Source organism: Lysinibacillus sp. BNK-21 (genome assembly GCF_048684915.1).
GTDB classification, from domain to species: Bacteria; Bacillota; Bacilli; order Bacillales_A; family Planococcaceae; genus Lysinibacillus; species Lysinibacillus capsici.
The window spans coordinates 2,773,594-2,786,891 of record NZ_JBLQTS010000001.1 but is presented as its reverse complement, the minus strand read 5'-3'; the positions used below and the strand labels follow the sequence as shown (position 1 = coordinate 2,786,891).

Sequence of the window (13,298 nt, the reverse complement as noted above, 5' to 3'; positions counted from 1 at the left end):
CCTTCGAATGTACAATGTCTATTTCATTATGTTAGAGAAATCAGAAAATTTCAATATTAACTAGCTTAATAGGGAAAATGGTGATAGACAAAAAGACACCGATGATACACGATTGGAGGTCATGATATGGAGCGAAACGATCAGTTTACACATACTTTACAGCAAAAAGATCATGAAAACATTTGGCATCACATGTCTATCTATAACGACAAAGCACCTCCCATTATTGAACAGGGAGAAGGGGCATGGATTACAGATAGTTTAGGCAATCGCTTTTTAGATGGCATGTCAGGCTTATGGGCAGTGAATGTAGGGTATGGGCGTGAGCGTCTTGCTAGGGTTGCGTATGAGCAGCTAAAAAAGCTTTGCTATGCTCCTTTAACACAAAGCCATGAACCTGCCATCAGGCTCGCTGAAAAAATAAACAGCTTACTTGATGATGACTATATGATGTTTTATTCCACTAGTGGCTCAGATGCGAATGAAGTAGCGTTTAAGTTAATACGTCAATACCATCAACAAAATGGGGAAGGGAACCGCTACAAAATCATTGCTCGTTATCGGGGCTATCATGGCAGTTCACTTGGGGCATTAGCAGCTACAGGTCAGGCATTACGTAAATTTAAGTACGAGCCGCTGACACCGGGCTTCTTACATGTTGCTCCACCTGATTACTATCGTCGTCCAAAAGGGCAGTCAATTGAGGCATACAGTCTAGCACTTGCCCGAGAAATGGAAGAAAAAATTATTTGGGAGCAAAAAGAAACCATTGCGGCTGTCATTATGGAGCCACTCATCACGGGTGGTGGAGTGCTTATTCCACATCCAACTTATGTCAAAGAAGTCGAGCGCATTTGTAGAAAGCATGGAGTATTACTCATCATGGATGAAGTCATTTGTGGCTTCGGACGGACAGGTAAGCTATTTGGCCATCAGCATTTTGATATTCGACCAGATGTCATTACCATGGCGAAAGGATTAACGAGTGCCTACCTACCACTATCCATTACAGCTATACGGAAAGACATTTATGAAAAATTTAAAGAGACGGACGGCTATAGTCATTTTCGCCATATCAATACGTTTGGGGGCAATCCAGCAGCTTGTGCAGTGGCCTTAGAAAATATAAAAATCATGGAGGAGGAAGGACTTGTGCAGCGAGCAAGAGATTTGGGTATTCAATTCCTACATGATTTGCAAGACCTATTAGAGCTGCCTTTCGTTGGCGATATTCGTGGGCTGGGGTTACTCATTGGCATCGAGCTGGTTGAAGATAAACAATCTCAAACACCTGCTAAGCCTGAGCTAATCGCGAAAATCATGGCTGATTGTCAAGCAAATGGCTTAATTATTGGAAGAAATGGTGATACAGTTGAAGGCTTCAATAATATCATTACGTTAAGTCCACCGCTGTGCTGTACAGACGAGGACTTTGATTTTATGGTTGCTGTATTAAAACGAGTATTTGCAGCCAATGTCTAGCCTAAGGCGATTCCAAATGTGCGAAAAACACGAGGAATCGCCTTTAATACTGTCGTTTATGCCCTTTCTTCACCTCTTCCCAGTCAATTTCGATGTTATGCAACACACGTGTTAGAAGACTGTGAATGCAGTTAATCTCCTCATTAGAAAACCCCTCAAGCGCACGAGCATTGGAATATTCGCCCTCCCGTTTTAAAAAAGGGTAGATGTCCATGCTTTTAGCTGTAGGAAAAAGTAATTTATTTTTCTTATTACCTTGTTCAATTCGTTTTTCAATAAAGCCTTTGGTCTCCAATTTTTGAATAGCTCGTGAAGCCGTTGTACGGTCTACCTTCAATAGCTCTGCGACTTTCTCTTGAATAATACCTGGATGTTCACAAATACGGATGACATATAAATATTGCCCCTTTGTCAAATCCAATTCCTTGAATTCAATATTGCTTATCGAGTCTAATGCCCGTGCTATGGCACCTATTTCACGTAAGATTTCTTTCATGTTCGATCCTCCTGAGATTTTTGTTGTAATTGCAATAAAAATCATTCTATACTAATACTATCATCTTCAAAGTGAAATTGCACCTAGAGAAGATGATAAGGCAGGAGAAACTAGGGGGAATAGTAATGACTATAAAAAAAGTGACAACTGAAGCAGAATTACAAACAGCGTTTGATTTTAGACGAAGCGTTTTTATTGAAGAGCAGCAAGTCCCTGAGGAAGAAGAATATGATGAATTTGATGCACTGGATGCTCCATGCGATCATATTTTGGTGTATTACAATGAGCAACCTGTTGGAACAGGGAGACTTCGAGTTGTAGAGGACTATGGCAAATTGGAGCGTATTTGTATATTAGAAGAATACCGCAAATATGGCCTTGGTAAGGAAGTTATTGTGGGCCTAGAGCAAATTGCTCGAGATAAAGGGCTAACAAAAGCAAAATTAAATGCTCAGTCCTATGCAGAAGGCTTTTATGAAAAATTAGGCTATCAGCGTGAAGGTGAAGAATTTATGGATTGTGGCATCCCCCATATTTTAATGAAGAAATACTGGTAACAGACGAAATTCACACGATTATAGAACATGCCAGACTTAGCGTCATACTTTGTAACTTTTTAATCGTTGCTTGGGTCTACTGCTGAAAGGGGGGATGTTGTTGAAGAAATGGATATGCCTTTGTTTCATGTGTTTGTTGTTACTGACTGCTTGCGGTAGTCAAGTCATCATCGAATGGGTTGATTTAATTAAATGGGATGGTGAGCAATATGAAGCTGTATATGAAGTAGCGTTAGCCGATCGTTCATTCATCGATAAGGAAATAGGGGAAGTTGATTTTAAAGTGGCAGATCATATCAAAAGAACTTCCTATCGCTTTAAGGATGGCGATGCAGCCTTCCATGAGAAGGGAACAAAGCTTTATGCGATAAAGGGTCTTGACGATGCCATTGCGGTAGAGGATCAGTCGGTTATTAATGGCTATCGAATTTATATGATAAGAGCTGAAGCTCCGCCGCGACGGAATTTTGATCAGGTTCCATTAGAAGAAGTGAAGAAAATAGAATTCTACTCATCTACGGAAGAAGGCAATCGGAAAACGGCTAGCTATACAAACCAGTCTGACATGGCAGCTATAAAGGCAATTTTAGTCAATAGTAAACCAGCCCCATCCTTTGAGCCAAATGGAGATACGAACCGTTATGATGTACTCCTTTATACAGACGATGCCATTGCTTTTCAATATGGCATACAATTTGATGGTACTACTTATTTTTGGTTTCCGTCAGAAAACGCGATTTTATCGAATGATATACAGCAGTTTATTTCCAAAGATTAGCGTACTTCTCGAAAGAGGCTTATATTGAAGGATAATGCCATGCTACCTTCTATAATGGTTCAGTCGGATTATCACTTTAGCAAAATGCGCCAATTTAAGAAAGCTGCCTAAACATAAGGCAGCTTTCCTTTATTTTTGCTTTACAACCGTACCTGCAAAGCTATCATGAGGAAGACGTTGACCATGCTGCTGCTCGAAGGCTTGGCGATCTTTTAGATAATCGAACGTACTGATAGTGTCTCGATAAGCCATGCGTTTAATAATTTGACATTCTGATAATGGACGACCATCTTCATTTTCGAGTGTCAATCCCATTGCTTTGTAGCCAATCGTTTGTCCGTTTTTACGGAGTTGTGCATATTCTAGCGCCCACAATACCACGGTTGGCGTAACGAGTGCATGAACAGCCTCATTTTTTACTTTTTTTCGTAGGAAGTATTCAACCCCAAACGTGACAGCTGTTGAAACAGCTGTATCGATTAAAAATGCAGCTGTGCGTTTTTTTGTCATCGATTCCATATAAGCCCTCCTTTAATGACCTGTCACTAGTACATACGAACAATAAGGACAAAAAGTTTCGATTTATCCTAGATTCATATCTAATGAAAGTACAGGATAGGATGGAATCGCCCCATGCTTTGTTGTTGAAATGCCCGCATATCCGTTTGCAAAAGATAGCAGAGACATTGCATACTGTTCACAATGAGCTACCACTTGATCTACTGTTAGTTGATGATGAAGAAATTGACTTAAAATCGCGCCAATAAAAGCATCACCAGCCCCAGTTGTATCAACGGTTTGTACCTTGTTAGCAGGAGCCTTCACATGATACTTTTTCGTATATAAGGTAGCCCCAGCAGCACCATGTGTAATGATGATAACTTCTACATATCCCTTGAATAACGTTTGAACAGCTTCCTGTTCATCTTCTAGAGTTGTTAAAAACAACAGTTCTTCCTCTGAAAGCTTGACAATATGGGCTTTTGGTAAAAAGGCTAAAATAGTTTCACCACACGCCGTCTTATCCTGCCATAAAGGAAGGCGCACATTCGGATCGAAGGATATAAGGCTTCCTGCTTGATGTGCCTGTTCAATAAGGGCAAGATGTGCTTGTTTCATAGGACTCTCTACAAGATTAACAGAGCAAAAGTGAACGATATCGTGCGCTGTTAATAGCTGCGAGGGGAGGTATTCCTGTTTGTATAAGAGATCTGCAGCATGTCGGCGATAAAATTGAAAATCTCGTTCGCCATGTTCATTTAATGAAACAAAGGCAAGACTTGTTTCACCATCCGTTGATTGACGAATAAACTGTGTATCTACACCTGCTTGCTGCAACGTTTTGATTAGGAAGTCACCAAAGGCATCCTGACCGACTTGTGTAAGAAGGGCCACCTGCTGTCCTAGCTTTGCACAGACAGCGGCTACATTGGCAGGTGCCCCTCCTGCATGTTTAGTAAAATGCTCAATGTTGGCTAGGGAGCCGTGCTGCTGTGTCGGTGTAAAGTCAATTAATAATTCTCCAATTGTGAAGAGCTTGCCCATTATGAGACCTCCTGTGGTAGTCGCTTTTTCTTAGGAACATAAATGGTATAAAAAATACCAGCGAAAATGAGAAGGATCCCCATCGTTTGCGTAAAGCTTGGCATAAAATCAAGCAATAGCATATCCAGTAAAATGGCGACAACAGGGTCGACAAAAACCAATACAGAGACAAGAATCGTAGACAGGCTACGAATACTATCAAAAAATAAATAGTAAACAAATCCTGTATGAATAAAGCCTGTGCCGAGTATATAAAACCAATTGGTTGACGTTAATCCATCAAACAGCGAGAAGTTGATAAAAGGCAGTAGTATCACGATTCCAACTGTTGTTTGAATATAGGTTAACGCATACGAGCTAAGCTTCGTGATCGTTTTGCTTGTTAGCATTGTAAGGGCATAAAATACTGCTGACAGTAATGCCCAGATAAAGCCAGATTGCATAAATTCTGAGAACGACACAAAATTATTGAGACCGATGATAAAAATACTACCGATAAAGCAAGTAATTGTTGCGACAAGTGCCTGAATGGTCATTTTTTCCTTCAAAAAGATAGCGCCTAAAATTAACACAAATATGGGGGCTAAATTATAGATGGAAATGGCAATTGAAATGGACATTTCCTCAAAGGCTTTAAATAAAAATACCCAGTTTAACACAATAAAGACACCGCAAATAAGCGTTTGAAAAATTTCTTTCTTATCCCATACCTCTGTTTTATGTCCACCAGTGATGAGCCACATACCACCTAGAAAGAGGGTTGCGCAAATGCATCTAACAAAGACAAGCTCTGTAGCGGGAACACCAGTGTGAAAGGTAAAAAAGCCGATGGAACCAAACAGTGCCATGGAGACTGTTAGTTTAATGATTGCTGAGATGTTCATACGAAACCTTCCTTCTATTATTTTATGAAACTATAAGAACTATTCACGAATTTGGCCGTTGCCATGAATAACATATTTTGTTGATGTTAATGCAGGCAAGCCCATTGGTCCACGGGCATGTAGCTTTTGTGTACTAATACCGATTTCTGCACCATAGCCAAATTCAAAGCCGTCTGTGAAGCGGGTGGAGGCATTATGATACACTGCTGCTGCATCAACATTGTTTAAGAACGTCTCGGCGGTTAATTGATCTTCTGTAATGATGGCCTCAGAATGATTTGTGCCAAAGTATTGAATATGCTCAATCGCTTCATAGACATTTTCCACCAATTTAACGCTTATTTTTAAATCAAGGAACTCTGTCGCATAATCTTCCGCCGTAGCTGGAAGGGCAGCTGCAAATTGCTGACATACTTGCTCATCACCGATGATGGCTACACCTGCATGATGAAGGGACGTTAAAAGCTGGACGCCATGTTCTTGAAACCAAGTAGGATGAATGAGTAAGCTTTCTGCTGCATTACAAACAGAAGGACGCTGTGTTTTAGCATTCAGACAGATTTTTTCTGCTTTTATGTAATCCGCCATTTCATCCACGTAAATGTGACAGTTGCCTGCACCTGTTTCCAGTACAGGAACAGTCGCTTCATTGACAACTAAATCGATCAGGGCTTTGCCACCGCGAGGAATGAGCACATCTAAGTACTCTTTTAAATGGAAGAGTTCTTTGGCTGTTTCGCGGCTTGTATCCTCAATTAATTGAACAGCATCTGTAGGGATGGATGTTTTAGCAAGCGCGCGATGAATACTTGCAACAAGAGCCATATTAGAAAACTTAGCAGAGGAGCTTCCACGCAAAATAACTGCATTGCCCGTTTTTAGGGAAAGTGTTGCTGCATCGATCGTGACATTTGGTCGAGCTTCATAGATCATACCAATAACACCAAGTGGCACAATTCGTTTTTCAATGCGCAGCCCATTGTCTTTTTCAATGCGTTCAACAATTGTACCTACTGGATCGTTTAAGGAGATGAGTAAATGAATGGCATCGGCCATTGCCGCAATCCGTTCTTCATTGAGCATGATACGATCTAACGTAGACGCAGGAATACCTTGCTGCTCACCCTGTGCCAAATCCTTTGCATTTTCAGCCATGATATCAGGTTGATCGATTAATAGCTGTTCTGCAATTTTTTTCAGTGCCTCATTTTTCTCGCAGGTTGTTTTAATATTTAACATGTAGCTTGCGGCTTTTGCGCGTTGTCCTTTTTCTTGAATTTCACTTGTCATTTGTCATTCCTCCTTAATTCGTTTGAATTTTCAGCCATTTGTCTCGGTGAATTACCTCAATAGGGCTTTTCAGCAATGTATCAGTCCGTTTTCCCATGGCAGAGATAAGCTCTTGGGATGAGTACAGTACTTCGCCGCGTCCTAGTAAGTCCTTCTCGCTATAGACTTCAACAACATCACCATTTACAAAATCACCTTCTACACGATAGACGCCAGCAGGTAATAGACTTTTCCCATTATTCATTAAAGCCTGTTCAGCACCACTATCTATAAAAATTTTACCAGAAATTTCCGTAAGTGCAATCCACTGTTTATGATTTGTTAACACAGCAAGCTCGTCATGCTCCACATAAGTGCCATCACCATGTCCTGCTAAAATATCGACGAGCTTCTGTGCACCATGACCTGTTCCAATAAATACCTTCACTCCTGCACGGAGCGCTGTTCGTGCAGCCAGAAGCTTGGAGGCCATGCCACCTGTGCCAACCTTTGATCCTGTACCATCCGCAAAGCTTAGCAGATCATCTGTAATAGCCGCTAATCGATCAATGCGCTCTGCCTGAGGGTTTTTATTGGGATTGGCATTATAAAGGCCATTGATATCAGTTAAAATGATGAGCTGATCTGCATGGACAAGCCCACTTACGAGTGCAGACAGCATATCATTATCACCAAAGGTTAACTCACTAATAGACACAGTATCGTTTTCATTAATAATCGGTAGCATTGATCGTTCTAATAATTCCTCGAAAGTGGCATAGGCATTTTTATAGCATTCTTTTTTAGAAAAATCCGTGCGTGTCAGTAAAATCTGGGCAGGCATGATATCGTAAATACTAAATAAAGCACTATACGTTTGAATGAGTAGGCTCTGTCCTACAGCAGCAGCTGCCTGCTTTCCTTTCACCGTCACAGGACGAGCAGGGTAGCCAAGTTGTTTAAAACCTGCCGCTACGGCACCTGATGAGACAAGTAAAACTTCATGTCCCAGTTTTTTTAATTCAGCGATTGCCTGTACATGGTCCATTAAGCGAACTTTATCGATTTCACCTTTTGCGTTCGTTAAAGAGCTACTGCCAATTTTAACAACGATCCTTTTTCTCTCCATTTCACTACCTCCATCATTACTGAATCAAAAAAAGCCTTTTCATCCTAAAAATTAGGACGAAAAGACTTGCCTTCCGTGGTACCACCTACATTGAATATCATGCGACATTCCACTTTTCTCATAACGCTAGAGACTGCGCCTAGTTTGGCTAGGACGATTCACGAAGTAGGTTTCATCAGTCTTTCTTGTACAATGCCTTGCAGCCGATGGGCATCGCTCTCTTTTCAAGCAGTGGCTAACTACTGATCTTCGTTCGTTTTCTCATCTATTGACTAAAGGATGCACTACTTCTAGTAGTCTGTCAAGCTGAATGGATAAATTACTTGAAAGTTTTGATAAATTAAGAAAGGGATGCGCTAAAACGCTAAAGAGGTCGCTTATTCAATTATTTAAACCACCAAATCGCAATGAAAAGGGGAAGCATAGCCAGTACAATGACAAAGAAACTCCAAATGACTTGTTTCCCCGAAGACATATTTTTGGGTTTAATGCTCATTTGTTCATACAGCTGGTTAATGGCCCGTTGCTCTTTCGCATAAAGCATTGCTTGAAATTCTTCGTAATCTTGTATATAGCTAGATGGGGCACGTGGACTGAAGCGTAAATTTCGAATGGAATCTGTAATCTCTTTGTCAGCCATCCAATACGTGATGACAGGTGCTAAGCCTGCGTTTTGTGTGGCCTTTACCTCAATGTCATGGGATTTCATTTTATAGTAAACCTGTCCATGCTCATCCTCATATTGCGTGACAATATCACTTACTGCCATTATCAATCACCTCTTATGGAAGTTATCTGGTTTATCATGAGTTTCTACTATTATAATGGATTAGGGAAGAAAAGTATCGCTTGAGCGAGCATAAATTGTGAAACCAAAATTTAAAAAAAGTTTTGGATAAAGTCATAAACTTACATCTAGTGAGAACAACGTCATGTAGTATAATGTATATAGTTTTTTAAAAGAAGTTGAAGGAAGGGAAAGTTTTGGACATCTCAACGTTATTTGCGTTTTTAGGGGCTGCGATGATTTTAACCATTATGCCAGGGCCCGATAATTTATTTGTGCTTGCCCAAAGTATTACACAAGATAAAAAAGCGGGTATTGCCACATCTTTTGGATTGTGTACAGGGCTACTTGTTCATATTAGTGCAGCAGTACTTGGTATTTCTGCGATAATTTATCAATCGACCATTATTTTTACCATCGTCAAATTTGCAGGAGCAGCGTATTTATTATATCTAGCTTGGCAATCATTTCGTGCTAAAGGAGACCCTTTTACGTTGCAACAGCAAAATACGCAAGCCTATATTAAATTATATAAAAAAGGAATATTAATGAATATTTTAAATCCAAAAGTATCGTTATTTTTCCTAGCGCTGTTACCACAGTTTGTTAATCCATCGCAAGGACATGTGGCGTTTCAAATGCTTATTTTGGGTATTGTATTTTTAATACAAGCGCTTGTATTATTTTCATTGTTTAGTATATTTGCAGGGAAAGTTAGACAAGTCATTATTGGTAAACCTGCGATTGCTAAACGACTAAATACAGTTCAAGGTATTCTATTCACATTTATCGGGATACAGATTGCCATCAGCAAACAGTAGGGAGGAATGGACATGGCTATTTTACATATTACCTTTAGCTTAGCAACGCAGGGTTCTATGAAACTTGCAATTCGTCAACATCGTTTGCAGCGAAATGAATCAGTTCTAAGTGTCCATGATGATCTCTCGATTGGACCTCTTCAAAACTTTGAAGAACGTAAAACTTGGTTAGCCACGCATATTTTAGATGATGATGACCAGCAATTGTATGATGAGATGTATGAAAACTGGAGGAAAAAAATCGCTAATTTACCTTGTGATGTGGATGTGTGGATTTGGTATAGTCACAACACACATGAACAGATAGGACTGCGCTATGTGATGAGTGAGTTAATTCATAAATGCAGTATGGTGTATGGTATTGATGCAACGGAGAATCTGAAGAGTATTCACCCCAATTTAGACATTCGCCATACAGGCGAGCTTTCCTCGGAAATGCTAATGAAGCTTCGCCCTAGTGCAAAACGATTCTCTGTGCAAGAATGTCAGCAACTCGCTAAGGAATGGGAAAACATTAAAGAACAGCCAAGTACATTACGGTTATGGAAAAGTGAACTATTGCATGTAGAGGAAGATGCAATGGATGCACACATTATCGCCAGTGCAAAAAATTTGCATTTACAGCAAAATGAAGAGTGGCTAATGCCTACGCATATTTTGGCACAGACATTTGAAACATTTGTCCATTATGTAGGAAATGATTTTGTAGAGTATCGCTTACTGACGCTCGTCGAACAGGGAGTATTTGCAATGAAAGGCGATACAACGGATATTTTTTCCTATCAGGTTAAATTACTTTAATACATTTAAGAGAATGAACAGTAAAAATCATGCGAGCAAAGCCTGATTTTTTATTGTGCCAAATGCTTGAAGCCGTTTGTATTAGTAGTGCTCAAAGTCAGTCGTTTCAACATAATGATTCAGCACAGTAACTTAACCTTTTTAATTTTGATAACACTTTTCATATTCATCTTTCATTAACAAACTTTGACAAGCCAAGCCATTTTCATGATAAATCTCTTTATCAATACTTAATACTATACTTCTATTTGAATTGGTATAATTAGGCTCTTTATTAACAATGGATAATTTTTCTTCGTCTAGCCATTCCATCGAGAATTGACTTTTTGCCTCTGCATAATAGACGATTTTGTTTGTGTGAGCATTATTATTTAAAATTTCTATCCATACATGAACACCACCACTTGGACCTGCACCACCATATGGTTCATAATAAGCGTGCGCTGTATATTCCCCTGTAGGAGATGACACAGATTCGGGCACCTTTTGCGTATCTTTTTTATCTAAAGTACTAAACGTAAAAAAATATTGGATATATATAAATATTCCCAAAAACAGTACTAAACCTGTCAATAGTGCTGTTAGTGTTTTTTTAGGGAAGTTTTTCTGTTTAAAAAAGAAAATCATTAATTTGATTACAAAAATGAACAATACGATCAAGGTAAATAAAAATACAAAGAAACCTAATGTATTAAGTAATAAATTCAAATTATTACCTCCCTAGTATGGTAAAACAGTGCCTTTTAGAAAATAAAGCGAGTAACAAGGACATCTAGATGATGTTGTTACTCGCTCTTTCTATTTATTGTCATAAAAATCAAAGACAAATTGTTTAAACTGACGTGCAGATGGCGATAAATAACGATTTTCTATCCAAGCCATGCCTATAATTCGTTCACATACCATATCCTCAACATGAATTTTAACGATTTTTTTGGGGTTTAAATCCTCATCATCGGGTAGTAAGGAAACGCCAAGCCCCGCACCAACAAATCCAGCGATTGTCGATACTTCATCACCTTCATAAGAAATTTTAGGCTTAATGCCCGCAGCATTTAATAAGCGATCAGCTGAGCGGCGTAATGCATAGCCTTTTTTCATTAAGACAAAACTTTCATGCTCCAATTCTTTCATTTTGATGCTTTTACGATGGGCTAATGGATGGTCAATTGGGACCATTATAAAGAGCTCATCTCGCCATAATTCCTTCCAACAAACTGGCGGCTCTGTATCAATCGCGGCTAGTAGGCACAAGTCTAACTCACCTGCCAGTAATTGTTTTAACTGTGAATGGGAGTAGTTTTGTGTGAAATGAAAACGGATATGGGGATGTTTTTGACGGAAGGCACGAATCAAGTCGGGTACAATACTCGTTCCAAGTGTATGTAAAAAACCGAGTGATACATCTCCAAGTTCTGGATTATTAAGCTCCTGTAATTCTAAAACAGCCTTTTCATATTCTTTACGCATGCGCTGGACACGATATAAAAATAGCTCTCCATATCGGTTTAGCATAATCGAGCGCCCTTGTCTGTCGAAAAGCGGTACACCTAATTCTTCCTCCAGCTTTGAAATTGAACGACTAAGTGCTGGCTGTGAAATCGCTAATGCTTCGGCAGCCCGTGTCATATGCTCTAACTTTGCAACGGTTACAAAATATTCTAATTGTTGCCACTCCATTTTTTTCACCTCTTTTCTTGTGATTTTTAAGTTATCTGCATTATAACGGGAAACAGACGGGAAGTATAGGTAACAAAAAATTTTTAAAAGGACGTTGCAATTATTTAGCAGAAAGGAAAAGTTAAGTAGCAGAAAGTGTGATAGTACAGCCGTTAAGTTGACATCATTCATGCACAATAAACATTGATTTGATAAAAACTATAAATTGTACATTATGAATAAAGGGTGATAAGATAGACACATAAAATACACAATTATTAATTTCCGTGAAGGGGATATCATAAAATGAAGTTAACAAAGCCACAACCTCTAACAATCGAGGGAGGCAAAAAAGCCGTACTATTACTGCATGGATTCACAGGTAGCACAAAAGATGTGAAAAAGCTAGGAGAATTTTTATCTCAACGAGGTTACACTGTGCATGCACCAATTTATAGTGGGCATGGCGTAGAACCAGAAGCATTATTAGAAACAAAACCAGAAGATTGGTGGAACGATGTAGTAGAAGGTTATAACTTCCTACAAAAGAAAGGCTATGAAGAAATCGCTGTTGTTGGGATTTCACTTGGAGGCGTCTTTTCGTTAAAGGTCGCAGAGACATTCCCAGTGAAAGCATGTGTAGCGATGTGTGCACCGATTACACGTGATAATTCAAAAGGCTTATTTACACGTTTGTACCACTATGCTCGTTTATATAAACACTTTGAAAATAAATCAAAAGATCAAATTATTTCAGAATTACATGAATTACGTATTTCACCGAAGGATTCATTGGACGGCGTAACACGTTTAACAACAGAAACGCGTGAAGAATTATCAACGATCAAAGCACCAACTCTTGTGTTACAAGGCTCACTAGATGATGACCTATATCAAGAAAGCGCACCTTTTATTTTAAATACTGTGGAAACAGACGACAAAGAAATCATTTGGTATGAAAACTCTGGCCACATTATTACATTGGACAAAGAACGCGATAAAGTGTATGAAGATGTTTATAAATTTTTAGATCATATTGAATGGTCAGTTGCAAACTAAGAAGGGGCTGTCAGTAGACAGCTCTTTTTTT

Annotated in this window: 15 protein-coding genes; 6 read left to right on the top strand and 9 right to left on the bottom strand. The window is 39.2% G+C overall.

The features are described from left to right. Positions 1-126 precede the first annotated feature (126 nt). Positions 127-1,482 (top strand): aspartate aminotransferase family protein, encoded by a 1,356-nt coding sequence (locus tag ACMGGO_RS14405; RefSeq protein WP_420281978.1) that lies wholly within the window; start codon positions 127-129, stop codon positions 1,480-1,482. 43 nt (positions 1,483-1,525) lie between these two features. Here ACMGGO_RS14405 and ACMGGO_RS14400 read toward each other — a convergent pair whose 3' ends face one another. Further along, positions 1,526-1,978 (bottom strand): MarR family winged helix-turn-helix transcriptional regulator, encoded by a 453-nt coding sequence (locus ACMGGO_RS14400; protein WP_004229576.1) that lies wholly within the window; start codon positions 1,976-1,978, stop codon positions 1,526-1,528. Positions 1,979-2,103: 125 nt separating this feature from the next. On the opposite strand from ACMGGO_RS14400, the gene ACMGGO_RS14395 reads away from it, so the two are divergent. Together ACMGGO_RS14395 and ACMGGO_RS14390 are read left to right on the top strand one after the other, a co-directional pair. Then, positions 2,104-2,535 carry a GNAT family N-acetyltransferase gene (locus ACMGGO_RS14395; RefSeq protein WP_066037722.1) on the top strand — a complete coding sequence of 144 codons (432 nt, stop codon included), beginning with the start codon at positions 2,104-2,106 and terminating at the stop codon, positions 2,533-2,535. 100 nt (positions 2,536-2,635) lie between these two features. After that, positions 2,636-3,313 carry a hypothetical protein gene (locus tag ACMGGO_RS14390; protein ID WP_328011923.1) on the top strand — a complete coding sequence of 226 codons (678 nt, stop codon included), beginning with the start codon at positions 2,636-2,638 and terminating at the stop codon, positions 3,311-3,313. A gap of 129 nt (positions 3,314-3,442) precedes the next feature. On the opposite strand, the gene ACMGGO_RS14385 is transcribed toward ACMGGO_RS14390, so the two are convergent. From ACMGGO_RS14385 to ACMGGO_RS14360, 6 genes are all read right to left on the bottom strand, one after another. Further along, complete coding sequence (locus ACMGGO_RS14385; protein ID WP_112117780.1) at positions 3,443-3,832, bottom strand: RDD family protein; 390 nt, start codon at positions 3,830-3,832, stop codon at positions 3,443-3,445. Between the two features lie 63 nt (positions 3,833-3,895). Next, positions 3,896-4,858 (bottom strand): carbohydrate kinase family protein, encoded by a 963-nt coding sequence (locus tag ACMGGO_RS14380; RefSeq protein WP_420281977.1) that lies wholly within the window; start codon positions 4,856-4,858, stop codon positions 3,896-3,898. Beyond that, positions 4,858-5,742 (bottom strand): DMT family transporter, encoded by an 885-nt coding sequence (locus ACMGGO_RS14375; protein ID WP_420281976.1) that lies wholly within the window; start codon positions 5,740-5,742, stop codon positions 4,858-4,860. The genes ACMGGO_RS14380 and ACMGGO_RS14375 overlap by 1 nt, the downstream gene beginning before the upstream one ends. A gap of 39 nt (positions 5,743-5,781) precedes the next feature. Beyond that, entirely contained in the window at positions 5,782-7,032 is a 1,251-nt protein-coding gene (locus ACMGGO_RS14370) for a glutamate-5-semialdehyde dehydrogenase (protein ID WP_054550833.1), read from the bottom strand. A 13-nt stretch (positions 7,033-7,045) separates the two neighbouring features. Further along, a complete protein-coding gene (proB, locus tag ACMGGO_RS14365) occupies positions 7,046-8,140 on the bottom strand; it encodes a glutamate 5-kinase (RefSeq protein ID WP_420281975.1) in 1,095 nt (364 codons plus the stop codon). Between the two features lie 385 nt (positions 8,141-8,525). After that, positions 8,526-8,909 (bottom strand): hypothetical protein, encoded by a 384-nt coding sequence (locus ACMGGO_RS14360; protein ID WP_004229554.1) that lies wholly within the window; start codon positions 8,907-8,909, stop codon positions 8,526-8,528. Positions 8,910-9,124: 215 nt separating this feature from the next. Between ACMGGO_RS14360 and ACMGGO_RS14355 the strand changes: the two genes are divergently transcribed. Then, a complete protein-coding gene (locus ACMGGO_RS14355; protein WP_279494566.1) occupies positions 9,125-9,748 on the top strand; it encodes a LysE family translocator in 624 nt (207 codons plus the stop codon). 12 nt (positions 9,749-9,760) lie between these two features. Next, on the top strand, positions 9,761-10,549 hold the full coding sequence (locus tag ACMGGO_RS14350) for a DUF1835 domain-containing protein (RefSeq protein ID WP_279494567.1): 789 nt from the start codon (positions 9,761-9,763) through the stop codon (positions 10,547-10,549). A 141-nt stretch (positions 10,550-10,690) separates the two neighbouring features. Here ACMGGO_RS14350 and ACMGGO_RS14345 read toward each other — a convergent pair whose 3' ends face one another. Next, the gene (locus ACMGGO_RS14345; protein WP_054550836.1) at positions 10,691-11,257 is read right to left on the bottom strand and encodes a DUF5412 family protein; all 567 of its coding nucleotides are present in this window, start codon (positions 11,255-11,257) and stop codon (positions 10,691-10,693) included. A gap of 90 nt (positions 11,258-11,347) precedes the next feature. Then, a complete protein-coding gene (locus ACMGGO_RS14340) occupies positions 11,348-12,229 on the bottom strand; it encodes a LysR family transcriptional regulator (protein ID WP_048390154.1) in 882 nt (293 codons plus the stop codon). 285 nt (positions 12,230-12,514) lie between these two features. Here ACMGGO_RS14340 and ACMGGO_RS14335 point away from each other — a divergent pair, with 285 nt between their 5' ends. Further along, positions 12,515-13,267: an alpha/beta hydrolase gene (locus tag ACMGGO_RS14335; protein ID WP_048390156.1), complete on the top strand. Its 753-nt coding sequence runs from the start codon at positions 12,515-12,517 to the stop codon at positions 13,265-13,267. Positions 13,268-13,298 lie beyond the last annotated feature (31 nt).

Bases quoted from the DNA above. Each gene is read 5' to 3' on its own strand.
- ACMGGO_RS14385 (WP_112117780.1), bottom strand. From the start codon at position 3,832: ATGGAATCGATGACAAAAAAACGCACAGCTGCATTTTTAATCGATACA.
- ACMGGO_RS14370 (WP_054550833.1), bottom strand. From the start codon at position 7,032: ATGACAAGTGAAATTCAAGAAAAAGGACAACGCGCAAAAGCCGCAAGC.
- ACMGGO_RS14380 (WP_420281977.1), bottom strand. From the start codon at position 4,858: ATGGGCAAGCTCTTCACAATTGGAGAATTATTAATTGACTTTACACCG.
- ACMGGO_RS14335 (WP_048390156.1), top strand. From the start codon at position 12,515: ATGAAGTTAACAAAGCCACAACCTCTAACAATCGAGGGAGGCAAAAAA.
- ACMGGO_RS14375 (WP_420281976.1), bottom strand. From the start codon at position 5,742: ATGAACATCTCAGCAATCATTAAACTAACAGTCTCCATGGCACTGTTT.
- ACMGGO_RS14405 (WP_420281978.1), top strand. From the start codon at position 127: ATGGAGCGAAACGATCAGTTTACACATACTTTACAGCAAAAAGATCAT.
- ACMGGO_RS14340 (WP_048390154.1), bottom strand. From the start codon at position 12,229: ATGGAGTGGCAACAATTAGAATATTTTGTAACCGTTGCAAAGTTAGAG.
- ACMGGO_RS14350 (WP_279494567.1), top strand. From the start codon at position 9,761: ATGGCTATTTTACATATTACCTTTAGCTTAGCAACGCAGGGTTCTATG.
- proB (WP_420281975.1), bottom strand. From the start codon at position 8,140: ATGGAGAGAAAAAGGATCGTTGTTAAAATTGGCAGTAGCTCTTTAACG.
- ACMGGO_RS14400 (WP_004229576.1), bottom strand. From the start codon at position 1,978: ATGAAAGAAATCTTACGTGAAATAGGTGCCATAGCACGGGCATTAGAC.
- ACMGGO_RS14395 (WP_066037722.1), top strand. From the start codon at position 2,104: ATGACTATAAAAAAAGTGACAACTGAAGCAGAATTACAAACAGCGTTT.
- ACMGGO_RS14360 (WP_004229554.1), bottom strand. From the start codon at position 8,909: ATGGCAGTAAGTGATATTGTCACGCAATATGAGGATGAGCATGGACAG.